General features: G+C 45.4%; 21 protein-coding genes and 4 tRNA genes. 12 read left to right on the top strand and 13 right to left on the bottom strand.

Going from position 1 to position 24,348, the window contains the following annotated elements:
- The first annotated feature begins 202 nt into the window (after nucleotides 1-202).
- The 5 genes from ABH09_RS02370 (at nucleotide 203) to ABH09_RS02350 (ending at nucleotide 6,609) form a co-directional block, all read left to right on the top strand.
- Complete coding sequence (locus tag ABH09_RS02370; RefSeq protein WP_253715049.1) at nucleotides 203-1,117, top strand: ABC transporter permease; 915 nt, start codon at nucleotides 203-205, stop codon at nucleotides 1,115-1,117.
- Nucleotides 1,111-2,040, top strand: coding sequence for a carbohydrate ABC transporter permease (locus tag ABH09_RS02365; protein ID WP_253715048.1), 930 nt, complete (start codon nucleotides 1,111-1,113; stop codon nucleotides 2,038-2,040). Before ABH09_RS02370 ends, ABH09_RS02365 begins: the two co-directional genes overlap by 7 nt.
- 63 nt (nucleotides 2,041-2,103) lie before the next feature.
- Entirely contained in the window at nucleotides 2,104-3,786 is a 1,683-nt protein-coding gene (locus ABH09_RS02360; RefSeq protein ID WP_253715047.1) for an ABC transporter substrate-binding protein, read from the top strand.
- Nucleotides 3,787-4,113: 327 nt separating this feature from the next.
- The gene (locus tag ABH09_RS02355) at nucleotides 4,114-4,782 is read left to right on the top strand and encodes a class I SAM-dependent methyltransferase (RefSeq protein ID WP_253715046.1); all 669 of its coding nucleotides are present in this window, start codon (nucleotides 4,114-4,116) and stop codon (nucleotides 4,780-4,782) included.
- 471 nt (nucleotides 4,783-5,253) lie between these two features.
- Nucleotides 5,254-6,609, top strand: coding sequence for an AraC family transcriptional regulator (locus ABH09_RS02350; RefSeq protein WP_253715045.1), 1,356 nt, complete (start codon nucleotides 5,254-5,256; stop codon nucleotides 6,607-6,609).
- On the opposite strand, the gene ABH09_RS02345 is transcribed toward ABH09_RS02350, so the two are convergent.
- Nucleotides 6,606-8,201 (bottom strand): UDP-N-acetylmuramoyl-L-alanyl-D-glutamate--2,6-diaminopimelate ligase, encoded by a 1,596-nt coding sequence (locus tag ABH09_RS02345; protein ID WP_371922138.1) that lies wholly within the window; start codon nucleotides 8,199-8,201, stop codon nucleotides 6,606-6,608. The genes ABH09_RS02350 and ABH09_RS02345 overlap by 4 nt on opposite strands.
- Nucleotides 8,202-8,408: 207 nt before the next feature.
- On the opposite strand from ABH09_RS02345, the gene ABH09_RS02340 reads away from it, so the two are divergent.
- Entirely contained in the window at nucleotides 8,409-8,828 is a 420-nt protein-coding gene (locus ABH09_RS02340; RefSeq protein ID WP_162662401.1) for a hypothetical protein, read from the top strand.
- Nucleotides 8,829-8,983: 155 nt separating this feature from the next.
- Here the strand turns inward: ABH09_RS02340 and clpX are convergent, their stop codons facing one another.
- The 9 genes from clpX to ABH09_RS02295 all read right to left on the bottom strand — a co-directional run bounded on the left by clpX (nucleotide 8,984) and on the right by ABH09_RS02295 (nucleotide 16,215).
- The gene (gene clpX / locus ABH09_RS02335; protein ID WP_253715043.1) at nucleotides 8,984-10,228 is read right to left on the bottom strand and encodes an ATP-dependent Clp protease ATP-binding subunit ClpX; all 1,245 of its coding nucleotides are present in this window, start codon (nucleotides 10,226-10,228) and stop codon (nucleotides 8,984-8,986) included.
- A complete protein-coding gene (gene clpP / locus ABH09_RS02330) occupies nucleotides 10,221-10,826 on the bottom strand; it encodes an ATP-dependent Clp endopeptidase proteolytic subunit ClpP (RefSeq protein ID WP_016523077.1) in 606 nt (201 codons plus the stop codon). The genes clpX and clpP overlap by 8 nt, the downstream gene beginning before the upstream one ends.
- Entirely contained in the window at nucleotides 10,807-12,198 is a 1,392-nt protein-coding gene (gene tig / locus ABH09_RS02325; protein ID WP_253715042.1) for a trigger factor, read from the bottom strand. The genes clpP and tig overlap by 20 nt, the downstream gene beginning before the upstream one ends.
- Nucleotides 12,199-12,309: 111 nt before the next feature.
- Nucleotides 12,310-12,381, bottom strand: a tRNA-Gly gene (locus ABH09_RS02320).
- Between the two features lie 35 nt (nucleotides 12,382-12,416).
- Nucleotides 12,417-12,496: transfer RNA gene (locus ABH09_RS02315), tRNA-Leu, on the bottom strand.
- A gap of 84 nt (nucleotides 12,497-12,580) precedes the next feature.
- Nucleotides 12,581-12,653, bottom strand: a tRNA-Lys gene (locus tag ABH09_RS02310).
- Nucleotides 12,654-13,391: 738 nt separating this feature from the next.
- Nucleotides 13,392-14,381, bottom strand: a complete 990-nt coding sequence (locus ABH09_RS02305; RefSeq protein WP_253715041.1) for a formylglycine-generating enzyme family protein — start codon at nucleotides 14,379-14,381, stop codon at nucleotides 13,392-13,394.
- A gap of 712 nt (nucleotides 14,382-15,093) precedes the next feature.
- On the bottom strand, nucleotides 15,094-15,501 hold the full coding sequence (locus tag ABH09_RS02300) for a hemerythrin domain-containing protein (RefSeq protein ID WP_253715040.1): 408 nt from the start codon (nucleotides 15,499-15,501) through the stop codon (nucleotides 15,094-15,096).
- Between the two features lie 135 nt (nucleotides 15,502-15,636).
- Complete coding sequence (locus ABH09_RS02295; RefSeq protein WP_162662391.1) at nucleotides 15,637-16,215, bottom strand: hypothetical protein; 579 nt, start codon at nucleotides 16,213-16,215, stop codon at nucleotides 15,637-15,639.
- Between the two features lie 24 nt (nucleotides 16,216-16,239).
- Here ABH09_RS02295 and ABH09_RS02290 point away from each other — a divergent pair, with 24 nt between their 5' ends.
- Complete coding sequence (locus ABH09_RS02290) at nucleotides 16,240-17,010, top strand: metallophosphoesterase family protein (protein WP_253715039.1); 771 nt, start codon at nucleotides 16,240-16,242, stop codon at nucleotides 17,008-17,010.
- Between the two features lie 57 nt (nucleotides 17,011-17,067).
- On the opposite strand, the gene nth is transcribed toward ABH09_RS02290, so the two are convergent.
- Nucleotides 17,068-17,721: an endonuclease III gene (gene nth, locus ABH09_RS02285; RefSeq protein ID WP_253715038.1), complete on the bottom strand. Its 654-nt coding sequence runs from the start codon at nucleotides 17,719-17,721 to the stop codon at nucleotides 17,068-17,070.
- Between the two features lie 153 nt (nucleotides 17,722-17,874).
- Between nth and ABH09_RS02280 the strand changes: the two genes are divergently transcribed.
- Nucleotides 17,875-18,642, top strand: a complete 768-nt coding sequence (locus ABH09_RS02280; protein ID WP_253715037.1) for a DUF1295 domain-containing protein — start codon at nucleotides 17,875-17,877, stop codon at nucleotides 18,640-18,642.
- Here the strand turns inward: ABH09_RS02280 and ABH09_RS02275 are convergent.
- Complete coding sequence (locus ABH09_RS02275; RefSeq protein ID WP_253715036.1) at nucleotides 18,623-20,206, bottom strand: NAD-dependent epimerase/dehydratase family protein; 1,584 nt, start codon at nucleotides 20,204-20,206, stop codon at nucleotides 18,623-18,625. The genes ABH09_RS02280 and ABH09_RS02275 overlap by 20 nt on opposite strands.
- 113 nt (nucleotides 20,207-20,319) lie before the next feature.
- Nucleotides 20,320-20,393, bottom strand: a tRNA-Arg gene (locus ABH09_RS02270).
- Nucleotides 20,394-20,491: 98 nt separating this feature from the next.
- Between ABH09_RS02270 and murC the strand changes: the two genes are divergently transcribed.
- The 4 genes from murC (at nucleotide 20,492) to ABH09_RS02250 (ending at nucleotide 24,325) form a co-directional block, all read left to right on the top strand.
- Complete coding sequence (murC, locus tag ABH09_RS02265; RefSeq protein WP_253715035.1) at nucleotides 20,492-21,943, top strand: UDP-N-acetylmuramate--L-alanine ligase; 1,452 nt, start codon at nucleotides 20,492-20,494, stop codon at nucleotides 21,941-21,943.
- A complete protein-coding gene (locus ABH09_RS02260; RefSeq protein ID WP_162662380.1) occupies nucleotides 21,940-22,806 on the top strand; it encodes a YicC/YloC family endoribonuclease in 867 nt (288 codons plus the stop codon). Before murC ends, ABH09_RS02260 begins: the two co-directional genes overlap by 4 nt.
- An 11-nt stretch (nucleotides 22,807-22,817) precedes the next feature.
- The gene (gene cmk / locus ABH09_RS02255) at nucleotides 22,818-23,393 is read left to right on the top strand and encodes a (d)CMP kinase (RefSeq protein ID WP_253715034.1); all 576 of its coding nucleotides are present in this window, start codon (nucleotides 22,818-22,820) and stop codon (nucleotides 23,391-23,393) included.
- 98 nt (nucleotides 23,394-23,491) lie between these two features.
- Entirely contained in the window at nucleotides 23,492-24,325 is an 834-nt protein-coding gene (locus tag ABH09_RS02250; RefSeq protein WP_253715033.1) for an HhH-GPD family protein, read from the top strand.
- The last annotated feature ends 23 nt before the right edge of the window (nucleotides 24,326-24,348 follow it).

Genomic DNA, 24,348 nt, shown 5'->3' with positions numbered 1-24,348 from the left:
ACTCGGTATTGAATTCTCTGCACGAATAACGGTACGCCTGTGCAATTATTGTACTTGATATGCCGGCAAAATAAAGGGGTATTTCGATGATGTTCAAAAAATGACCTTTTTTACATAAAATACCTCTTCTTTTTATATCAGCATACCTAATTTTTAAATATCAACACTTTCAAATCGGAAGAACCGGTGTAATACTATATATATGCTAAGTAAAAACACAAAACGTCAAATATGTGCGCATTGGCAATTTTATGTCATTATCGCCTTACCGATGCTGTATTTTATCGTATTTAAGTACGTGCCGATGTACGGTATCCTGCTTGCGTTCAAAAAATACCGTATTTCAAAAGGTATTTGGGGAAGTCCGTGGGTAGGTTTGGCGCAGTTTGTCAAATTCTTCAGTAATCCTTCTGCGCTGCAAATTATGTGGAACACGTTCATACTGAGTATGTATGCGCTGTTTGCCTCAATCCCGATTGCGGTTATTATGGCGCTTGCATTGAACGAAACGCAAAACAGGCTCTGGCGTAAATCCGTTCAAATGGTGACGTATGCGCCGTATTTTATTTCGACGGTGGTTATGGTCTCAATTTTGATGCAGTTTATGGATCCTGCGTTGGGACTGTTCAATGTGATACGGGCGGAATTCGGGCTTGAGCCCTTAAATTTTATGGGGGAGCCGAAACTTTTCCGGCATATCTATGTGTGGTCGGCCTTATGGCAGAATACGGGCTATAATGCCATTATTTATCTTGCGGCGCTTACCTCCGTCGACCCCGGATTGTATGAAGCTGCGCGTGTAGACGGCGTAAATAAATTTCAGAAAATTTGGTATATCGATTTGCCGTGTATCAGAAACACGATTGTTATCATGTTTATTTTGAACATGGGTTTTGTTATGAGCTTAGGTTTTGAAAAGGCCTTTTTGATGCAAAATCCGCTCAACCTTGAAACCGCCGAAATCATGTCGACGTATGTGTATAAGATGGGGTTGGTCAATAACGATTTCAGCTATTCAACCGCTATCGGCGTTATCAATTCTCTTATCAACGTAGCGCTTATTCTGCTCTTTAACTATCTGGCAAAGCTACGGCAAAAGGACGGCGGGCTATGGTAAAAACTCAGCATTCTATATGGAAGAAACAACAATCATCGAAAATTCGGGAAACGCCTTTTGACAATCTCTTTAACGGGATAAACAATGTCTTTTTGGGGTTGTGTTTTATCATCGTTTTGTATCCGCTATTGTATATTATTGCCTGTTCTTTGAGCGATCCTAAGGCGGTGATTGAGCATCGGGTTACGCTCTTTCCGGTCAATTTCGATTTAACGGCATACAAGGCGGTTTTTGCAAACAAGGATATCGGACTGGGATATCTCAACTCCATCATCTATGTGGCGCTCGGAACTTTTATCAGCGTGTCTCTTTCGATGCTGCTGGCATATCCGCTTTCGCGCAAAGAATTTTATGGAAGAAAATTCGTAACCAAGTTTATTATGGCGACGATGCTCTTTTCCGGCGGACTGATACCGCTGTATTTTGTCGTAAAAGGGATCGGACTTTACAATACCCGCTGGGCGCTTGTGCTCCCCAATGCGGTCAATGTTTGGAACGTTATCATCGCGCGCACATTTTTGCAGGAAACCATCACCAATGAGCTGTATGATGCGGCGCAAATAGACGGATGTTCCGATCTGCGGTTCTTCTTTACCGTGGTGCTTCCGTTGTCGGGAGCTATTATCGCGGTACTGTCGCTCTTTTATGCGGTGGTGCTTTGGAACAGCTATTTTGACGCCTTAGTGTTCTTGCAGGATAAAAAGCTCTATCCGCTGCAGATTGTGCTGCGCAATATTTTAATCGTGAATAAGACGAACCCGACTATGCTGTCGGATGTGAGCGCGGCCGTACGTGTACAGGGTCTTGCGGAAACCGTCAAGTATGCGCTTATCGTGGTGGCTAGTCTGCCGCTCTTGGTTATTTATCCGTTTGTACAAAAATATTTTGTAAAAGGTGTGATGATTGGTTCCGTAAAGGGCTAAAAATAGTGAAAATCAGGCTATAAGCCGATTTTAGATATCGATATTAGATATCAAGGAGGGAATATGAAAAGGATCACCGGTATTGTGTGCGCTACGGCGCTTATTGCATGCCTTATCATCAGCGGATGCAAGGCATCGGGAACTGCGGAAAAAGGGAAGTATACGCCTAAAGGAACGTATCCCATCGTTACCGAGCCTATTACCGTGAATATCATGGTAGCTCAGCCGCCTTGTGTTGAAGATTTTAACACAAACGAATTTTCCAAGTTTATGGAAGAGAAAACCGGCGTTAAAGTAAATTGGATTATGGTGCCGGAGCAAGCAGCGGCGGAGAAATTACCGCTCACCCTTGCAGGCGGCGATTTGCCTGACGCTTTCTTAGGTATGGGTATCGGTTTTAAAGAAGAAACAACCTACGGTACGGAAGAAAAATTATTTATGCCGCTTAATAAATACTATTCCGACGGTACGTTGCCCAATTTAACTAAGGCTTTAGAAGATTTTCCGGGAGCAATGGGCTTTATGACCATGACGGATGGCAATATCTACTCGCTGCCTCGTCTGGAAGTCTGCTATCATTGTACGAATGCCGCGAAGATGTTTGTGTACAAGCCATTCCTCGATAAACTCGGGCTTAAAGTACCGGAGACCATCGATGAGTTCTATGACACGCTCGTTGCCATTCGCGATAACGATCCCAACGGTAACGGTAAAAAAGATGAAATACCGCTTGCCGGTTCCATTATCGGCTGGAATGATCAGGTTGAACGCTTCATTATCAACTCGTTTATCTACTGCGATCTCGATACCAATATCTCTGCGGATGCGGAGTTGAACACCGGCTATTTGCTGGACGGTAAGAAAGTCGATACTGCAGTCAATAAACCCGCATACCGTGAAGCTCTACAATTTATCAATAAGCTCTATAAAGAAGGGTTGATTTATAGCGGGTCATTTACCCAAGATTCAAGTCAGCTGACACAGTTAGTTGAAAGTTCCGCACAGCCGGTAGTCGGGTTTGTTGCCGGCGGCTGGAGAGGCCAGTTCTCATCATTAAGCGGAGAGCGTTTCCTGCACTTCCAAGCTATTGCACCGTTAAAGGGGCCGCACGGAGTACGCGAAGCCGTAAACTTCTTGTCCGTACCGGGAACCGGCGCCCTCGTTCTTTCGTCAAAAACACCCCATGCCGAGGCAATCCTCCGCTACTTTGATTACATGTACAGCACCGAAGGTACGCTTAAGCAGAAATACGGTAATGAAGGGGATGCATGGGCATGGGCAGCCGAAGGAGATGTCGGTTTAGACGGTCAAAAAGCAATTTGGAAACAGCTGAAACCGTGGAACGACAAAGACCCGCAGAACGTAACCTTTATTCAAGGGCAAACCATTGCCGAAATCTCATCCTTCCGGCTTGGACAGGCTGTTGACCTCAGCGGCGACTACTATGCACCGAAAAACCTTGAGAAAGTCCTCTACGATGAAACTCATAATCTGTATAAACCCTATGCAGATGTCAATAAAGAAGTGCCGCCGTTAAAGTACACTGCAGAAGAAATTGAAAAATTCTCTACAGTGAAGCAAGAGCTTGCCAACTATATCCGCCAGAGCGCCGTTAAATTCATGGTCGGTACCATGGATATCAACAGCGATACGGAATGGGATAACTATCTAAAGAATTTGGATAAGCTCCAGCTGTCTGCAGTTCTTGAGAATATGCAGACTGCGTATAACCGACAATACAAGTAAACTTTTAAAAATATGCATGCCGTCTACGGCGTTGCTGTGCAAAAAACAGTCCTCAACGTATCAAAGATACGCCTGCGGGTGTTTTTTGCTCGCGCCTTGTATCCGGCACCACTATTTTTAAAAGCGCTGGTATGAGGATTATGCATACAGGCATCTATTTCGTTGTTACATCCTCGACGTATCAGAACGGACAAGGACGTCCGGGGTGTAACGCAGAAACGAGTTCGCATTGCGAACTCGTAGCCCACGAATGTACACGGACGTACACTTCCGGACAGGCTATTTTCAAAAGCGCTGGAAAGGCAAAAGCTGCAAGGTGGTATATATATGGTAGAACATAAAGCATGGGATTGGGAGAAAATAGAAACGGATATATGGTACAGGCCGGCGGAAATTGCGTATTATTTGGCGGAGCGGTGGAAGCAAAAGGGGTATTCGCATTTTCTTGATCTCGGTTGCGGATTGGGGCGGCATTCGCTGTTTTTTGCAAGAAAAGGTTTTACCGTTCATTCAATCGATTTAGCGGAGAGTGCTGTTGAGGGGCTGCGTGCAACCGCTGCGGAACAAAATTTACCGATTACCGCTCAATGCGGGGATATGAGTGCTTTGCCATATCAGGATGATTCGTTTGATTGTCTCCTTGCGTACCATGTGATTTCTCATACGGATACTGCCGGTATTAAAAAAATACTTTCTGAAATAAGACGGGTCGTAAAAAACGGCAGCGAAGTGTATCTTACACTCTGCTCAAAAAATGCGTGGAGCTATAAGGAGGCAGGATTTCCCGTCGTTGATGAAAATACCGTCATTAAAATTGAAGATGGGCCGGAAAACGGTATTCCTCACTTTTTTACCGATGCGGAAACCATTCCGACGCTTTTACAGGATATACATATTATCAGTATGCAGCACACGCAAGATGTTATCGTTAATGGGAAGCCCTACGGTTCTTGGCATTTTTTTATATTGGGTGAAAACCGGAAACCTCGTTTTTAGCGATGCCCTATAGCTTCAGTTTTTTAGGAGCATCCTAACCTAACAGGGCAACCGCATTATAAAATATTTTCAGAGGTTGTCCTCCTTCTGTACGAAATTTTACTTAAAATTTCGTACATTTTTCCAACAGACAGGTAAATGCATCAGGTAGAGTAGATAAAAATCGCGGAAAAGTTGAGACTGTGAGACCATTTGAACCGCGAAGAGGTTCAACTCTGGTCGAATAGTCTCAACTTTTCCGCGGGGTTGTTAAAAAAACGGCCTGATGCGTTTACCTTGCCTAAACTAATCTAAATTTTTGCATTTTTACTCTAAACATGGTATACTTTTTTTATTGTGCCGATTCGATCGCTACGCCGAAACATACAGAAAACTTCCGCTTCCCGTTCTTTATTTGCACTATGCTGTGTTGCCTGTGTCGTGATAGCTGTCACTGAATACCGGTTTTTCCGCCGTGCAATAAAAAAACAAATGGATACCTGTAAAAACACTTTGATTAAAACGGCCGATGCCCTTCATTTAACAATGAGTGAAATACAGCGATTCTCTTATATGCTGATGATCAATACCGATGTACAAGCCTTTGTAATGCAGAATACGATTGCACAAGGTTCCGCCGATATACAAATACTTATCAATGCACAGCGTCAGCTATCCTATGTCAAATCGGTACATCCGGCAATCGATTCGCTGTATCTTTATTCTAAAAAAAGCGACTATTTACTGGAAGCAGACAACGCTTTTTTCGATATAGATGCCATGTATGCAGCTCTTTTTACATTCCAAGATTTAAACAGCAGACAATGGCGGGAATACTATCTACGGCCTGTGTATGTCAATGCATGGCTGCCCGAGTCTTCAGTGGTTTCTAAAGGTATACAGAGGAAGCTTCTTGTATTTGAACAGACCTTTCCTTTGCAAAATACGGCAGCAAATGCGGGAAAGCTCATAATACTTTTAAAAACAAGCTATTTTGAAGGGCTTTTTTCCGCTCTTCCGGCTTCTGCCAAAGCCGTCTTTTGGCTTATCGACAGCAAAGGTAGTCCGTTGCTTATCCGCCCTGACGGGGCAGTAAAAGAAGCCGATCCCGTACAATCTGAAATACAAACAATACTATCGGCCTTGCCAAAATCGATACAAAACACAAGCGAAAGAAGCGAACCGATAATCATCACGCAACAGCGTATACGCGGCAAATCTTATTTTCTCTTTGCACAACCGATACGGGGCACCGATACTGTCCTTCTTGTAAGCATTCCGCAATTTACATTTGTTCAGCACATAGTAACCGGACGTTTTGCCGTATCCGCCGTGTTTATGATTTGTCTCTTATCTTATATCGGATATACAGCCGTATTATTGCTCCGCGTACCGCGAAAAAGTTCTTTGCAGACCTCTCCCTGCTCATTTTCGGAATCTCAACCCTCCGCACGAATAAACGACAACAAACATGCGGTGCCGGCAGATGTATGTCAAGGAAAAGATATAACCCTCATGAATCATATTGCCGAATATATAGAACAATCTTATGCAAATCCGCTTTTAAATCTTTCTCAAATGGCTCAAGATTTCGGTATGACGGAGAATTTTCTATACTATTTCTTTCGTACCAGAATGCAAAAAAGTTTTGCTCAATATTTGGAAGATAAACGGCTCGAAAAAGCTCGAGCGCTGATTGCGGAGAACACGAAAGAATCTCTTAGTGCTTTGGCCGAACACTGCGGCTATGCAAATACACAAACGTTCCGCCGTGCTTTTAAAAAGCGGTACGGACTTACACCTTCGGAATTTAAACGCCAAGTATTTGCAGTAAATCCTACACATTAAAAATCCCGCAATTCCCGTAGGGCATTGTGCGCTTCGGTGTACTCGTCATAGGGTATGGCGCCGTTTTTCCCGATAATCGAATTTTCGTGCCCCTTTCCAAGCAACAATACCGCATCATTCGGTTGCGCAAGGGAAAATGCTTTACGGACGGCAGCCGGCCGGTCGGGAATGATAAACAGTTCTTCGCCGCGCTTCTTGTTAGGACAGCCGGCGGCAATCATCTCCAAAAGCTCGACAGGATCTTCGCCGCGAGGGTCTTCATCGGTGAGGATGATCGTATCGCAGTATTCTCCGGCAATTTTTCCCTGCTCCGGTCGCTTAACGGTATCGCGCTCTCCGCCCGAGCCGAATACGGCAATCACGCGGCCGCCTTTCGCTTTAACACGGTCACGGACAGACGGCATAATCGCTTGGAATGATGACGGCGTATGTGCATAATCGATAAGCACCTCAAAGCCCTGCCCCGCTTCAACACGGCACATTCTTCCCCTTACCGGCATAAGTCGATTCAGCAACGTCACAAGCATATCAAACGACAGTCCCGTTAAGTTATGAACGGCAATAAGCGCGGCGAGGATATTGTATACATTGAAAAAGCCGGTTACCGGAGCGGCGGCCTCATATGTTTTTTGCACACCGTTAAACGATGCGTGAATGGTAAAGGTTAAACCGTTCTCCCCTTCATGAATGTTATCAGCCGATAAGCCGCCTGCAAAGTTTGAGAACGGAACAGCTGTAGCAGCACCGATATGCTTCTGCACGGAAAATCCGAATACGAGCTGATTTGTTGCCTGTGCAAAATAGGCGGCAGACGGGTCTTCAAGATTGACAATGCCGAAGGCCGCAACCGTTCCGTTTTTTTTCTTATGATCATGGGTATCTAATGACCGAAATAAATTCGCTTTATCATAGCGGTATTGCTCAAAGGTGCCGTGAAATTCCAAATGCTCTTGCGTCACATTCATAAATACGCCTGCATCGAAATGCACATACAATAGCCGCGCCGTTCGGGGAGAAAGCCCGTGAGAAGATGCTTCTACCACTGCATATTCGCAGCCGTTATCCCGCATACGGGCAAGCCGTTCCTGCACTGTAACCGATTCGGGTGTAGTCTGATGCGCCGGATTGGCGACGGGATCATCTCCAAACGAAAAAGATACGGTCGAAGAAAACCCTGCCTTTTTTCCGGCAAGCCGCAGCAGCTGCCAGATAAAATCGACGGTGCTGGTTTTTCCTTCCGTACCGGTTACTCCGATTGTTACCAAGTCTTTGGAAGGTTCGTCAAAAAAAACGGCAGCCGCAGCGGCCATTGCAGCGCGAACATCCGGCACTTGAACGTAACAAATATGCTCTTGATATAATGGTAGTGTTGTTTCATGGATAACCGCAACGGCGCCCTTCGCAATAGCCGCATCGATAAACTTTGAACCATCGGTATGCACGCCGGGCAAGGCAAAAAAAGCGGTGCCCGCCCGTACCTCACGCGAATCATACGAAAGCGAATGCACCGTAACATCTACCCCGTGCACTTCTATCGGTTTTATAGAAAAAAGACATTGACGAATTGATTTTGCATAGTGGTGATTACACATGTCGGGAAGTATAAACGGCAGGTCATATTCAGGCAAGAGGGAGAAATAATTCATAAATTATTTAGAATCCGAATTGAGCAAACAATTTCCAGCATTTTCAATTACCAATACCGTAAAAATATAGCGGCTATCCGCCGATATTATACAGGACATCTTTAAAAATAGAAGTTTTAGGATGTCTCTTACAAAAGATACTCGGAGGTTTTTATGAGACGAAGTATGGGGATCACCATCTTACAAATTGCACTTGTTTTTTTCTTACTGGTTAGCGGCGTAACAGGACTTATGCAATCCACTGCCGGTAATTTAAATCCGGTAGTTACCTTTCTTACACAGCTGGTAAAAAGTTCAACAATAAGCACAATCATCATCATCGCGATTGCCGTATGTGAACTTATCGCCGGTTTTTTCCTGCTGATGGGGCTATTTACACTCTCCCCTCAAATTTTAAATGTAATCTTAATTATTTTTATCGTTTTATGGATCATCAATATTATTTTGATTGATTTTATCGGAACATTTAACAGCGGCATACATGGTGTGCACGGTTTACTAACCTACCTGCAGCAGCTCTCTGCTCACCTGATGGTACTGGGCGCACTCATCTGTGTACAATATCGCAACTAAACCGCAACTCATTTTTTTAATTAAAGCGGCGCGAATATAAAAAGAGCCGACGCTAACGGTTGAAGTTTTAGCTTCTGTCCGTTTAATGCACCGGCTCTTTTTATGGCATTTGATGTTATTTAAAAAATAAACCAAACAAAATACAATTCGGCAAACTATGCCGTTTTTTCCGAGATCAGCTTTAACTCAGGCTTTTCCGTTTCTTCAATAACCTTCTTTGTGATATGCAAGGATTTTTGGCCTTTCATTGAAGGCGCTTCAAACATTGCATCAAGCATCAGTTTTTCTACGATAGAACGGAGACCTCGTGCACCGGTATTTTGATCCAGCGCTTGTTGCGAAATAGCGTCAAGTGCGGCATCATCAAAAGTCAGTTTAACATTATCAAGCTTAAACGATTCTTGGAACTGTTTGATAATCGCGTTCTTGGGTTCAACAAGAATACGGCGCAAATCTGCAAGTTTTAAATCGTTAAGCGAGACACTGATGGGGAGCCGTCCGATCAATTCGGGAATAATACCGAACTTTACCAAATCGTCGGGAATGAGCTTGTCATATAATTCCTGCAAATTTTTTTCTTTTGCAGACCGTACATCCGCACCAAAGCCCATAGGATTCTCTGCAACTCGCGTCTGAATAATTGCATCAAGCCCGACAAAAGCGCCGCCGCAGATAAACAGAATATTGGATGTATCAATCTTCAGCATATCCTGATTAGGGTGCTTACGGCCACCTTGCGGAGGCACCGAAGCAACGGTTCCCTCGACAATTTTTAGCAGAGCCTGCTGGACGCCTTCGCCTGAAACATCACGGGTAATCGACACGTTTTCACTTTTCCGCGCAATCTTATCAATTTCATCAATAAAGATAATACCTCGTTCTGCACGGGCAATATCGCCATCAGCATTCTGGATAAGCTTTAAAAGGATATTTTCGACATCTTCTCCGACATAACCGGCCTCGGTTAAAGTAGTCGCGTCTGCGATAGCGAAGGGCACCTTCATCTTTTGTGCAAGCGTCCGCGCCAGCAGCGTTTTTCCCGAACCGGTCGGGCCTATCAGTAAAACATTGGATTTTTCAATAACAACAGCATTCCGATCTATAGGAGGATGCATAATTCGCTTATAATGATTATAAACGGCAACCGATAAAACTCGCTTGGCTTTCTCTTGCCCGATGACATATTCATCAAGATAGGCCTTTAATTCCATCGGCGTCGGAATATCCCCCGAAAGCTGTAAAGGCATTGCCATCTTATAGGCGGCCAAATATTCTTTGCAAAGCTGGATACAATGATCGCAGATGGCAACTCCCGGACCGGGGACAATTTTACGGCCTGCATCCTCACGCTTTCCGCAGAAAGAGCAAACCAAAGAAGGATCACTTCTTAATTTAGGCATTTTTTCTCCTATCCATGACCATATCGACAATGCCGTATTCGCAAGCCTCCTGCGCAGACATAAAAAAATCCCGCTCCATATCCTCGGCAACTGTCTTTTCCGTTTTCCCGGTATGATGGGCACAGTATTGAATAATCAGTTTTTTTAACCGGAGTATTTCCCGTGCCTGTATGGTAATATCACTGGCTTGCCCCTGTGCGCCGCCCCACGGTTGGTGGATCATCACGCGAGAGGAAGGCAGTGCAAAGCGTTTCCCTTTGCTTCCACCTGCCAAAAGTACGGCAGCCATACTTGCAGCCTGTCCGAGACAGATGGTCTGCACATGAGGATGAATATGCTGCATCGTATCGTAAACGGCAAGTCCCGCCGTTACCGAACCTCCGGGGCTGTTGATATAAAGACTGATATCTTTGTCGGGATTCTGGGACTCCAGAAAAAGCAACTGTGCAACCACCAAATCGGCGGTTGCATCGGTTATCTCACCGTCGACAAAGATAATACGGTCTTTTAACAGGCGCGAAAAAATATCGTAGCTGCGTTCCCCGTTTCCTGTCTGCTCAATAACATAGGGAACAAGGCTATGCATCTGTTCCGACATCGGCAGCTCCCTCTCCAAGTAATTGTTCCACCGTCAGCTTTTCGCCCGGTTTTACCGTTGATTTCTCAAAAAGCTGTGCGTAGAGTTTTTTCTCTTTAATATCATCGATTAAATATTCTTTTTCGCGGGGACTACCCTCATAATGCTTTTTAACATCCGCCGTTGAAGCTCCTGTACGTTCGGCTATCGAAGCATATTCCGCTTCAACATCTTCCGGTGAGGCAGCGATTTCCCGTTCTTCCATCAATTTTTCGACAATGACGCGGGTCTTAAGCCGCAGCTCCGCCTCTGCTCGCCATTCAGCCATCGCAGATTCCTTAGAAAACTTACCGTTTACACCGCCCGTCAGTTTTTCCAAGTTGTCGGGCGACATACCTAACCGCTGTGCCAGCATAGCCCATCGGCCTTCAAGTTCCGCCTTAATCATAGATTCAGGCAGTTCAATGGGATTAGCTTCCGCCATCTGTTTAAGCAGGTTGTCGGTCTTTTTCCGCTCCAAAACATCTTCCACCTGACGTGTAAGGTTTTTCGATATGTCGGCTTTTAAGTCGGCAAGCGTCTTGTATTTTTCGCTTACATCCTGTGCAAGGTCGTCATCAATAGCGGGTAGGTCTTTGCGTTTCAACGCAGTAACGGTAACCTTTAACTTGATTGTCTTCCCTGCAAGCTCTTTGTCGGCATATCCGGTAGAGTATGTCTTGGTGATAACCTTTTCTTCGCCTTTCTTCATACCGATAAGCTCATCGTCTACGCCGTAATGGAACTGCCCCTTGCCGACGGTAAATACAAAATCGTTACGTTTTGAACTTTCGATTTCCGCATCGGCATCATCAAGCTGCACGTAATTAATGGTTACGATATTATCTTTTTGCACGGTATCGTTATCGCCACAATCGATAACAAGTGCATTACGTTCCCGTATCAGCTCCAATTCTTTTTCGATATCGGCATCGGTAACGGCTACCTCAGGCACGGACACCGTAAAACCTTCTACCTTGGAGATTTCTACTTTAGGAAGTACATCATACAGAACGGTAAACACCAAGTCGGAGTCGAGTTTGAAATCGGGTGTGCCATCAAGTTCAGGCTGCGAATACGGCAACGGCCGTGAATATTTATCCGCAGCTTCAAACACTTCTTCCAATACATTCTGAATTACTTCGTCATACGTTTCGGCACGTAGCGTATCACCGAATTTCTGTTCAAGGATTTTTACCGGTACTTTGCCTTTACGAAAGCCCGGTATCTGGAGCTGTTTCGCATATTTTTTCGTTAAAAGCGCATATCGGTTTTGCACCTCATCCTGTTTAACGGTAATCGAAAGTTTCATCCGAGACTTTTCGATAGGGGTAAATTCTTTCGTAAAATTCATTGGCATGTCCTTATGATTCTAAAAGGGTTTCTCGCAAGAGAACTTTATTCTTCACCGGCACTATCCGGTTAAAAAAAAAGCGATTCGGATGTACCGAATCGCTTCTGCAAGAGCGGGAAACGGGGATTGAACCCGCGACATCCACCTTGGCAAGGTGGCGCTCTACCACTGAGCTATTCCCGCAAAATATATCGCTCGGTATGTACAGTGTGGAATCCTGCGAGAGGAGGGACTTGAACCCTCACGCCGAGGCACCAGATCCTAAGTCTGGCGTGTCTGCCAATTCCACCACTCTCGCTCACAAAGTGAGTCGAAACAATATACCGATGATTCTTAGGAATGTCAAGTCCTAGCCTTTAGGCTACTTAACTTCCTATTCATCTGAGCCATGCAGGCTTCGAACCTGCGACCCACAGATTAAGAGTCTGTTGCTCTACCAGCTGAGCTAATGGCCCGTTACATAACCGTCTTAGCAAGACTGAACGAGTATTCCACAATTTCAAAAGAAAGTCAAGCCCCGTGCAAACGCATCAGGCTATTTCTTAGCATCCCCACAGAATAATTGAGGTCGTTCAACCAGAGTTGAACCTCTTCGCGGTTCAAATGGTCTCACGGCCTCAATTATTCTGCGCTTTTATCTACTCTACCTGGTGCGTTTGCACTCCTGCCAAATCAACATACCGCAGTACCGCCACGGATGGCGGTGGTTCTACGCAGCAGCGAGTTCGCATTGCGAACTCGTAGCCCAAGAATGTGCAAGGACGCACATTCTTGGGCGGGGCTCTGCCCTAAGAACCCACCTTGGTTCCAAAGCATAGTTCTGAAAATAAAAGCTAAACAGTGGTGACTTTCACACTAACTCGTTTCAGTACCGCCGTCCGTGGCGGATTGGTGCGGGAGTTATATTGAACTAAAACGTCTCTACCTTCCAGCCTCTTATCGTTCGTTTTTCTTCATCAAATTCTGTTTACTATCCCCGCCCTCCTTGGCGGATATGCACACGCTCTACAGCAAAACACGTGCACCTCTACACATTTTGCCTGTTCGGATTCGCCACATACCGCCACGGACGGCGGCGGTTCCAAACAGTAGTAAGTTTTTCGATAGAAAAACTTATCGTTGAGCAGTGTACACGGACGTACACTGCTCAACAGCCCGCAGCTGCTCTACCTCTCCGGCAAAATGTGTGAGCTCTAGGGACGCGAGACCAGCCGCAAGCCACGAATGCTGCGGCGGCTGCCGGGATTGCTGATGCCCCGATACGCACGAGCGGCGTCGCCTGCATAGCCGTCCCAGCTGCCGCCGCGATCGACGCGGTCAGCACCGGGAGCAGCAGGGCCAGTCGGGTCCTGCCCGCCCGCAGGCGTAGTGTTGCTATACCAGTCCCAGCACCATTCCCATACGTTCCCGCTCATGTCGTATAAGCCGTATCCGTTCGCAGTCTGCTTCCTTACTTCATGCGTTTGATTATTACTATTAGCCCTGTACCACGCATAGTCTTTAAGTTCGCTTTCGACATTTGTTCCAGACCATTTATAGTCTTTTCCGCCCATAGCTGCCCATTCCCATTCCGCTTCCGTCGGTAACCGGAACCCTTTTTTATTCATGTCTGTATACAAATACACCTCTTTTTTTGCACCTGCATCTTCTTTTGTATACACGTTCGTATAACCTGCATCACTATAGTACAGACATTCACTCTCTCCTAACCCCGCTACCTTCTTGGTAAGCTCATTGCAGAACGCTATACACTCATACCAGTCCACGCTTTCCACCGGTCGCTTTTCTTGCGTTTCGCCGGATACAGGTTCTTTACCGGAAGTGCCGTCATAATAACTCGGATTATTGCTCATCACAGCCTGCCACAGCTCCTGCGTTACTTCCGTTTCGCCTATCCGGTAGGCAGTAAGGCTTACCGTATGCACTCCGTTATCACTCTCATCGATGTGCCCAAGGTTTCCGTTTGTTACCGCTGCAATCCCTTTCATCGTAAACTCTACGCCGCCTACTACACCCTTACCGGTCGCTGCATTATAACTACCGGCAGATGCAGGCGGTGTGATACTGCCTCCGCTGTTACCACCCGCGGCATTGGGACAGCCGGTAAACACTAACACTGCTGTAAGCAGCACTGCCGCTGCTAAACCTAAGAGCTTTCCGCTCTTTTCCTTTTTAGTATTCATACGTATTTCTCCTCTATTATCATTATTTTGCCTCAAAGCACCAAAGGCTTCGCTTATGGCTTTCATCCATTACAAATTACCAATTACGGCTCCGTTTACCCTGAATCAAACCATACTGCAGGACGGCTCCTACGATAAAAAGCTGAAAATAATGGATAATTTATAATGCATAATGTGTAATTATGTGGTACGAAATTTATACTTGAATCTTGGGAATAGGGAATGTGCTTTGCAGTTCTTTTTCTTAATGCACCCACGAAGCTCGCAGAAAATGCTAAGGTTTTAGAAGGAATATCCTTATCAACTCTCCTCTCTATCTTTCTCCGCATACTTAGCGCCCTTTGCGGTTTAAAATAAAAAAGCCTAACAGTACGCTTGCCGTCTGCAAAAATTGATGAGAAAAAATAATAATGGTGTTGCTTAAATGAAAAAATTGCCCGTTTATCAGGGCACAGTCTAGTTGCTGAGTTGCTGAGTTGCTGAGTTGCTGAGTTGCTGAGTTGCTGAGTTGCTGAGTTGCTGAGTGATTGTAGCGTCGACTATTTTTATGTCAACTACCTTTTGCAAATATGCCGCTACTGAAAATAACAACTGCACTTTGGAAAGAGGCGGTTGGTACTGCAAAAATCCGATGCGTTGGCTCAGCATAGTTGCAATTATAGGAGCAAAAAGAGGAAATTGCAAGTCCGCGCATTGCCTTTTCAGGAAACTTTTAAACAGTAAACGTATACAGTTCTTTTTCTTCGCGATCTATGCGCAGCAAAAGTGCATCCCGAACTTTTTTAAAAGTCCGCTTAAATTCATCGATATCCGCAAGTATTTTTGACGGCGTGTTGAATTTTTTATGAAAGGCGAGATACGAATCCGCTATGCCGGTCATTTCATTCATATATGATCGGGTAATTGATCGAATTTTCTCATCGCTGCTCTCCAATAATTTTGGATAAACAAAATGATCCTCGGAGGCAAGGTGCATATTCAATACACCCGTTGTTTTATTAATAAGCTCTGCAATTAATGGCGCATTTGCCTTGTCTATAGTACCGTTTACAAGGTTGGTTAGCTGGCGAAGGTAATCTTGCATGACCCGATGCTTTGTTATGTATAAATCCATGTCCATATCATATCTCCTAACGGTTTATAAACGAAGTATCTATCTGTACGGAAAACTCAATTCCCCTGTACTCCTTATCAAAGTATGTTAATTACGGATGAAGGTACTAAAATAACAGCGAAAAGACAAGTAAGACTGATCCTATAACGCTTTAAGATACCGCAATATCTTTTGTGGGTTTGCTTGAGCTCGTTTTTGCAGCCGCTCGAAAGCTTCTTTTGTTTCAGTTGCGGAACCGCTGAGTAATAAAGCATTTCGTTTCCATAGAAACCAAAGATAATGCATCTCAGGATGAACATACAGCCGTTTACGTTCCAACTCGGTCTGTAGATCACCGGCAAGTTCAAGATGATTGGCTTCTCCCGATAACCAAAACACCCCCGCATCGCAAAAGCAGATCACAACCCGTTGGAAACCGCGGGCAGCCGCATCATCGTTGACAAAATCTTCTACAATAAGTTGAATTGAACCGAGCGATAAATCATATCCTTCCAGACGCAGCGCTTTTCTCAATGCAATGATTTCTCCCCGTATCGATGCACGTACCGCATCATTTTTTTCTATTTGCAGCTGTTTACGCCATAGGGCAAACTGCTGTTCATAATTTCGCTGCAAGGGGGTAGAAGCAAGAAAATGTTCGGTCTCGGAGAGCAGTTTCCAATCCGATTGAAAGCTATCCCGGAGGTTGTTGAAAAGTCTTGTTGTAAGTTTTTCCGGCATACGGTATGATATATTCCTCTCATTATGAAGATACTGGTAACGGCCGATATCCATGCAAACATGGAAGCACTCAACGCTGTGCTGGATTCCGTCGAAGGGCAGTATGGCGGCTTTATCTCGCTTGGCGATATGGTCGGCTACGGCCCCGATCCCGAAGCGTGCATACAGCAAATAAAAGAATTGAAAAGACACATCCGTCCATGTATTCTTCTGGCGGGTAATCACGAAGCGGGATTATTAAAGCGACTCCCGAGCAGCTGGTTCGGTGAAAACGCACACCGATCGCTAAAAAAGACTGCACAGCTTATCTCGTGGAAAAGCCGATTCTTTTTGGCAGGTCTGCACCCTCTCTATTTTTTATCCGAAAAGACGCTGCTTGTACATGGGTCTCCGTTGGAACCTCTTACCGAATACCTGCAGGGAGGGCAAGAAACGGCAATATCGCTTCAATACTTATATGCCGAAAACTTTAAACTCTGCTTTTGCGGACATACCCATCAAGCTGCCTTCTACTACACCGATCGAGAAGACTACGGCGCATTATATCCTGAACCGGAACAAACGATTACGCTCGATAAGGATTGCTGCATCGTCAATCCTGGCAGCGTAGGCTTTCCGCGTGTATTCGATGCAGCGGAAAATAGAGCGGCGGAGCTTGCCGATAAAACGCATTTCCCTGCATATTTCGCACTGTGGGATACTACAGCCCGCACAATCACCTTTAAAGCGGCGTATTACGATGTCCGCCCTACCAATGAAAAAATAAAACAGCGGCTGGGGACGGCTCTATTGTAAGCAAGGCCGGAAATGCGAAGCAGATAGCCAATCTTCCTGCCGCCTTTTGTTACGGTTCTACTCCCCTACCCCGTTTTTTAAGCATATATCATTAAGATTACATCCGGCACAATCAGGATTTCGCGCTTTACAGACATATCTGCCGTGCAACAGTATCCAATGATGAGCGTCCAGCAAAAATTCTTCGGGTGTTATGCGCATCAAATCTTGTTCTACTTCCAGCGGAGTTGTCCCGTTAGACAGTCCGATACGGGGCGCCGTTCGTAGGATGTGTGTGTCGACCGCTATTGCGGGTTCACCGAACCCTACGTTCAACACAACATTTGCTGTTTTCCGGCCGACACCCGGAAGACTTTCCAATGCGGCTCGATCATGCGGTACCTCAGAATGATATTGGTCTATCAAAATTTTACTAAGCGCGATAATCCGTTTTGCCTTTGTCGGGTATAAGTTGATGGAATTGATATAACCCTTCAGTCCTTCTTCACCGAGCGCAACCATTTGTTCCGGCGTATCGACTTTTTCAAAAAGAGGCGCAGTCGCTTTATTTACCCCGACATCGGTTGCCTGTGCCGAAAGCACCACGGCAACAAGCAGCGTATAGACATTTTTCCAATGCAGCTCGCTCCGCGGATCAGGGTTCTCTTGCCGCAGCCGCTCATACACAGTGTACACCGCATCGGCGGGAAGCAATCGTATCGTAGGATCCATAATCTCATTCAGCCTTTTTAAGTAAGCTACGAGTATTTATGCAGCCTGTCAACCCTTCATACCGGCGCTTGATTCGTGCGGAAAGTTGCATTCCCCAACACTCCGCATCAAAAGATAGTTGATTAAAAGAAGAAAAGCGATGATACTGTGGCAATGTTATATTCTGTATATTGTACTGTTGAAATTACAATGCTTGCGTTAGGGTTGATGTGTTTTATTGCCTTGTATTTTATCCCGGCAGGGTACGGGAAGCTGATCAATAAAAAATGGGGCTTCAGTTTTAACAATAAAGCTGCATGGATGCTGATGGAGTGTCCCACCCTTATCGTTATGATTTCTTTACTATCAATACTCGACTATGCACACAAACCGGTGCGGATAGTGCTTGTGTCTTTCTTCCTTGCGCACTACATTCAGCGCACGCTGATTTTCCCGATGCTACTCAAGGGAAACAGTAAAATGCCGCTTAGCATAGTATCAATGGGGATGCTCTTTAATACGGTCAATGCGTTTTTAATCGGTTTATGGATTTTTTATTTTTCTCCTGCAGAGATGTATAACGTGCGCTGGTTTGCCGATCCCCGTTTTATCGTTGGTGCTGCATTATTTTGTGCCGGTATGTTTATCAATATACAATCCGATTCCTATATTCGTTCGCTGAGATCAAATGGAGACAGCAAGCATTACTATCCGTGTAAGGGGATGTACCGCTACGTTACCAGTGCAAACTACTTCGGTGAATTGGTGGAATGGCTCGGCTTTGCGGTTTTAACATGGTCATCCGCCGGTTTCCTGTTTTTATTTTGGACGGCTTGTAACTTAGTACCGCGGTCTCATGCCTTGTATAAAAAATATGCGCAAGACTTCCCCGACGAATTTGCCCGCTATAAACCGAAGCGTATCATCCCCTTTGTATATTAGAGGAACCTGCTTCGTAGGCGAATATATCGCGGGCATCCTCTGCTGAATACGATTCCGTTTCATCACTCGTGTGGTCGTCGTACCATACTTGCGCATAAAACGGAATGTGTTTTGCAAGCTCTCCGAAATTCCACGGCGGTACGCTGCAGCATTCGGGGCACCAATGGCCTGTTTTAAGCACCAAATACGGAGTCGCCGAAAAATGATGACCATTATGGCACTGCCATTGCAGTGGACGGTACATATCGCCGCGGGTCATTGTTGTACTGTTGCACTTGCCACCCCTGAAAGCTGCTGCCTGCTGCATATCTTCAATATCAAGTTCATCCGGCTTCTTTGTTTCATCATAGCCGTGATTTAAAAGCATATTGTTTGCCGCAAGCAATGCTTCGTCTTTTAATGCCGCATAATCTAACTCAGCACCGGTTTCAGGGTTTTGATTTTTGCACAATAACGGGAATTTTTCCCAGCTGCGCGGGATTGCATTATACGCCTGCAACGAACCGAAAAAGGCATCAACTCTTTTTTTGAGGTTGTGCGTAACCCAAAAGACCGGGGCATTATTTGTGTTCAGCAGCGGCATAATCGAAAAACGCTGCACAAGGCGCGGGAACGGTTTTCCCAATTTAAAATACCACAATTTTTTTTCAAGCTTTGAAAAAAACGCTTCAAACCCTTCATGTTGAAAATCAAGATAGCTGTTTAATATATGAGAATCGGCAAACCACATACAATGGAAATTGCGGCTTGCATTCCATTCGGGGCGGAAAATTTCCTCGGCGCTCCGTCCCATCATTTTAAAACCGCGGTCAAGTGTTTCAAAGCCGGTAACACGGGCATCCTTTCCGTTTCCGATATTGTATACCTTTTTCCAAAAATCAGGCCTGAGCGTTCCGTTTGTATCTTTTTCAACGAGATTTTTCAAAAGTAGGCCGGATGTACGCGCCGTTGCCCATTCTATCGGCGTATTCCAGCACGTATGAAACATCAGCCCGTCATTCATGTTATTGAAAAGCACGTCGTCATATAAGATGCCGCTTTGCCGCAGCGAAACCCAGCATAAAGGAGATTCAATAACCGCACGCTCGGCCTTTACTTTACTTGCCGCATACATATCGAACGCACTCGGCAAAAGCGGATCGCCGACTCGTCCCCACGGGTGTTTGAATGTTCTATTACCGTATTCCGCAACGGTGCCTATGTAAACGAATTTTGTCTTTTCGATTTGTCCGTTTTCTACCACAGCATTAAGCAGATTTTGAGTCCCCATCCAATTCGTACGGAATGCAGCATCATGATTGTGGTCGGCAGCAGGAGGAATAATCGCTGCGCAGTGAAGCACATAGTCTGCATCTTTTACGCCGACAAGACAGTCTTCGCAGTTTTGTATATCACCGAACAACACTTCAATGTTTTCGTTTTTCTGAAGCTTTTTTGCCAGCTTTATATTCGCCTTTTTAGGTCGTAATAGAACACGACAACGGAATGCTCCCGTTTGAGCAATCTGTTTTAATGCTTCGGATCCCATCGTTCCGGACACACCGGTAATAAAAACAATTTTCATATAGCTCCTAAATATTTCTACCTGCATTTAAGCATATCAAGTAAAATAGCATTTAAGTCAAGTAGGCAAGAACGGAGAAAAGAAACCGGAAATTAGATATATTTTAAAAAGAATGAGACTAGGCGGATTCGAACCGCCGGCCTTCAGATCCGGAATCTGACGCTCTATCCAGCTGAGCTATAGTCCCAAAGGCTGTTTTATAGTACACAAGACGGTATTGGGTGTCAAGCCCTTGTTAAAGCTTTGCCTTGTTTAAAACAAACTTTTTCATTATTATATTCCTCTATGATTACAACCCGTTTGCCGGAAAATCTCTCCGGTTATCATATACATATGATCGGTATAAAAGGAACCGGTATGGCGGCCTTAGCGGAGCTGCTTGTTTCGCGAGGTGCAATATTGACCGGCAGCGATGTCAGCGATGAATTTTATACTGATGCACTGCTGCGTAAGCTGAATATACCGGTCAGCAGTCCTTTTGCGCCTTCAAATATCCCTGCTTCCACCCAACTGATCATATACTCGACGGCTTACACGCCTGATAAAAATCCGGAGCTGCATGCTGCTGCGGAGCAAAATCTCCCGCGCATGAGCTATCCCGAAGCACTCGGCGCTTTTTCCGAGCACAGCTATTCGGCAGGTATTGCAGGCGTACACGGCAAAACAACGACTACCGGTATCGCAGGTACTCTTTTAAAGGACTTACATTTAAGCGCCTCCGTATTGGCGGGAAGCGCCGTGTCCAACTTCGGCGGCGGGTGTACGGTTATCAACGGTTCAAAGTATTTTGTGGCTGAAACGTGCGAATATAAACGCAACTTTTTATTTTTTCATCCTCAAAAAATCGTGCTTACCAGCATCGAAAGCGATCATCAGGACTACTATCCTAAATACGAAGACATATTAACCGCCTTTTTACAGTATATCGACCGCCTGCCCCAGTTCAACGAACTGATCTATTGCTCCGATGATGCGGGAGCGCGGGAGGCGGCAAAATTGACATTTTCTTCCCGTCCCGATCTTGTCTTAACGCCTTACGGCAAAACGGCGCACGGCGATTACGGGATTAAAACCCTCGGCATCCAAAACGGGCAGTCGGTCTTTTCTCTGCGCGGCTTCGGCGGAGAATTCCGTATCGGTATTCCGGGAGAGCACAGCGTCCTCAATGCCGCCGCCGCTATCGCGCTGGTAATCGGGCTTATCAAGCAGGAACGACAAGAGATTACCGCTGCCGATCTCACCGTAATCAGGAACAATCTCGCTTCGTTTAAGGGGGCAAAGCGGCGCAGTGAAATTTTGGGCGAAGTCAACGGCATCCTCTTCATGGACGATTACGGACACCATCCGACCGCAATTTATAAAACGCTCAAAGGTATACATGACTTTTATCCTAAACGTCGGATTATCGCGGATTTTATGTCGCATACCTATTCGCGTACCGCAGCGCTGCTTCCCGAATTTGCCGACGCCTTTTCCTACGCCGATACGGTGATCCTGCATAAGATATATGCTTCGGCACGGGAAAAATACAACGGATCGATAAGCGGCAAAACTTTGTTCGACCAAATGAAAAAGCGGCGCAGACGGGTTTATTACTTTGAAGAGATTATGGACGCAAAGGACTTTGTAGAACATGAACTGCGTTCAGGCGACTTATTTATCACCGTTGGAGCAGGCGATAATTGGAAACTCGGCCGCGCCGTTTATAACGACTTACTCGAAAAGGCGCGCGTATGAAGAGCATGACAAGCTATGCCTACCTTGACGGCATTGTGAACGGTACCGACATTTCCTGCGAACTGAAAAGCTATAACTCTCGATTTTTGGATCTCAACATCAATATTCCGTCTACGATGACTCAGCTCGAACCGTTTTTGCGTAAGTATTTTTCCAAGCGTATTATACGGGGTAAAGTCGATTTTTATCTCCGCTTAAAAAAATTACACAATGAGCAGCCCATTCTACCCAATATTACCCTTGCACAAGCGTACTATAAATCCATCGCCGATATCGCTCATGCGCTCGGAATGGAAAATCAAATCACGCTCGACCTGATTTTACGGCAAGAGGGGGTGCTGCAAATCGATAAAAACTTTGATAAGGAGCTTTGGCAACACGCTCTTATTCCTCTCCTCGATGAGTTGACTGAAAAATTCAACACGTGCAGGATTGAAGAAGGTAAGGCATTATCCGCAGACATACGGAAAATGCTTGCCGTACTTTCCAACTCGGTTGCGGAGATTGAGCGGCACGCTGCAAGGATGGAAGAACTTTTTTCTACGATGTTGAAAAAGAAATTTTCCGAATTGATGGAGCGTGAACCGGATCCGCAGCGTGTTATGCAGGAAGTCGCGGCGTTGCTTGTTAAGTATACAATCAATGAAGAAATTATACGGGCAAAAGCGCATATCGCCGCTTTAGAAAAAGAAATTACGGAAAACGAAGCTCCCGGTCGAAGAATTGATTTTTTATGTCAGGAAATCAATCGGGAGATTAACACCATCGGCTCCAAAAATCAGCTGACGGAAATCGGACAAGCGGTAATCTCCGCTAAGGATGCTCTGGAAAATATCCGCGAGCAGGCTCATAATATCGAATGAGGGATACACTGATGAAAAACGACTATGCTATTCCTGCAAAAAAAGAGCTGCGCATTGCGATCTCAGGCGCTTCCGGCTGCGGCAACACAACGGTCTCTACCTTGCTGGCCGATACGTTGGGTATCCCGTGCATCAATTACACCTTTAGAAGTCTCGCAAAAGAATTGGATATGCCGTTAAAGCAAGTCATTGAACAAGCAAAGACCGATTTCAGTTTTGACCGTATTGTCGATAACCGCCAAGTTGAACAGGCGCTGAAATCATCGTGTGTACTCGGTTCCCGCCTTGCGATTTGGATGCTGAAAGAGGCGGATTTAAAAGTGTACCTTTATGCCTCTGAAGAAGTACGCGCGGAACGTATCTTTCAACGGGAGGGGGGAAGCCTTGAGCATATCAAAGAGTTTACCGCGATGCGGGACAGCGACGATACCCGCCGGTACAAAGAACTGTATAATATCGACAATACCGATTATGCCTTTGCCGATATGCTGATCGATACGGAGCATTATACTCCCGATCTCATTGTAGAGCTCATCATAGACGAACTTTTACGGCGTTCGCTCATTGTTCCGAAAGCAGATGCATAACAAAAGCATATCATAAACTGAACATTAGCGTGCAATATGAATGGATATCAATTCTATAACCGTAAGTTTATACACATTATCCATACAATAGAAAACCTATGAATACTTTTGAATCCGTACACACACCCGATTACAGCGATTTTCAAAAAGCGATTTTAGATTATTATTCCGCACACGGGCGGTCTTTTCCGTGGCGCACAACGAACGATCCGTACTCCATCCTCGTGTCCGAATTTATGCTGCAGCAAACGCAGACCGAACGGGTGGTGGAAAAATATAACCGCTGGTTGGAAGTGTTCCCCACAGTGCAAGACCTTGCGGCTGCCTCCCTCGTGCGGGTGCTTGAGCAGTGGGTAGGTCTCGGATACAACCGCCGCGCGCGTTTTTTACATCAGTGCGCTCAAACCATTGTAAGCGAATACGGCGGAGTTGTTCCCGATGCTCCTGAAACGCTTCAAACACTTTCAGGTATCGGCCCCTACACGGCTGCCGCGATTTCGACATTCGCCTACAATAAAGCCAACGCATTTATCGAAACAAATATCCGCGCGGTGTTTATCTTTTTCTTTTTTAAGGACAGAACCGATATCAGCGATAAAGAACTATTTCCGCATATTGAAGCCTCGCTGTATAAAGAAAATCCGCGACTTTGGTACTACGCGCTGATGGACTACGGCGTGGAATTAAAAAAGAAAACCGTCAATCCGAACAGAAAAAGCAGACATTATACCAAACAGTCCAAGTTTGAAGGTTCGGTACGACAGGCACGGGGAGCGGTTATCAGAACCCTTACGGCACACAATAGTCAAGAATATGCAGAGCTGTACGGCAATACTCAGACGGAAAAGCTCCTCTTCGATAAAGCGCTCGAAGGTCTCATCCGCGAAGGTTTTGTTGCAGAAGAGGACGGGTTCTATTCCATTAAGCAGTAAGGGGATTGTTTTTTTATGTTACT

Origin of the sequence: Treponema sp. OMZ 803, assembly GCF_024181165.1 — a bacterium.
Lineage (GTDB): Bacteria > Spirochaetota > Spirochaetia > Treponematales > Treponemataceae > Treponema.
Note: the sequence above shows the minus strand (reverse complement) of the source record. Positions and strands in the feature narration are given on the sequence as shown.

Coding starts and splice junctions, on each gene's coding strand:
- ABH09_RS02280 (WP_253715037.1), top strand. CDS start 17,875: ATGTTATATTCTGTATATTGTACTGTTGAAATTACAATGCTTGCGTTA.
- ABH09_RS02350 (WP_253715045.1), top strand. CDS start 5,254: ATGGATACCTGTAAAAACACTTTGATTAAAACGGCCGATGCCCTTCAT.
- ABH09_RS02370 (WP_253715049.1), top strand. CDS start 203: ATGCTAAGTAAAAACACAAAACGTCAAATATGTGCGCATTGGCAATTT.
- ABH09_RS02340 (WP_162662401.1), top strand. CDS start 8,409: ATGAGACGAAGTATGGGGATCACCATCTTACAAATTGCACTTGTTTTT.
- ABH09_RS02295 (WP_162662391.1), bottom strand. CDS start 16,215: ATGCCGGAAAAACTTACAACAAGACTTTTCAACAACCTCCGGGATAGC.
- ABH09_RS02365 (WP_253715048.1), top strand. CDS start 1,111: ATGGTAAAAACTCAGCATTCTATATGGAAGAAACAACAATCATCGAAA.
- ABH09_RS02305 (WP_253715041.1), bottom strand. CDS start 14,381: ATGAATACTAAAAAGGAAAAGAGCGGAAAGCTCTTAGGTTTAGCAGCG.
- ABH09_RS02355 (WP_253715046.1), top strand. CDS start 4,114: ATGGTAGAACATAAAGCATGGGATTGGGAGAAAATAGAAACGGATATA.
- ABH09_RS02345 (WP_371922138.1), bottom strand. CDS start 8,201: ATGTGTAATCACCACTATGCAAAATCAATTCGTCAATGTCTTTTTTCT.
- ABH09_RS02260 (WP_162662380.1), top strand. CDS start 21,940: ATGAAGAGCATGACAAGCTATGCCTACCTTGACGGCATTGTGAACGGT.
- ABH09_RS02290 (WP_253715039.1), top strand. CDS start 16,240: ATGAAGATACTGGTAACGGCCGATATCCATGCAAACATGGAAGCACTC.
- ABH09_RS02360 (WP_253715047.1), top strand. CDS start 2,104: ATGAAAAGGATCACCGGTATTGTGTGCGCTACGGCGCTTATTGCATGC.
- tig (WP_253715042.1), bottom strand. CDS start 12,198: ATGAATTTTACGAAAGAATTTACCCCTATCGAAAAGTCTCGGATGAAA.
- cmk (WP_253715034.1), top strand. CDS start 22,818: ATGAAAAACGACTATGCTATTCCTGCAAAAAAAGAGCTGCGCATTGCG.
- clpX (WP_253715043.1), bottom strand. CDS start 10,228: ATGCCTAAATTAAGAAGTGATCCTTCTTTGGTTTGCTCTTTCTGCGGA.
- nth (WP_253715038.1), bottom strand. CDS start 17,721: ATGGATCCTACGATACGATTGCTTCCCGCCGATGCGGTGTACACTGTG.
- clpP (WP_016523077.1), bottom strand. CDS start 10,826: ATGTCGGAACAGATGCATAGCCTTGTTCCCTATGTTATTGAGCAGACA.
- ABH09_RS02250 (WP_253715033.1), top strand. CDS start 23,492: ATGAATACTTTTGAATCCGTACACACACCCGATTACAGCGATTTTCAA.
- ABH09_RS02300 (WP_253715040.1), bottom strand. CDS start 15,501: ATGGACATGGATTTATACATAACAAAGCATCGGGTCATGCAAGATTAC.
- ABH09_RS02275 (WP_253715036.1), bottom strand. CDS start 20,206: ATGAAAATTGTTTTTATTACCGGTGTGTCCGGAACGATGGGATCCGAA.
- murC (WP_253715035.1), top strand. CDS start 20,492: ATGATTACAACCCGTTTGCCGGAAAATCTCTCCGGTTATCATATACAT.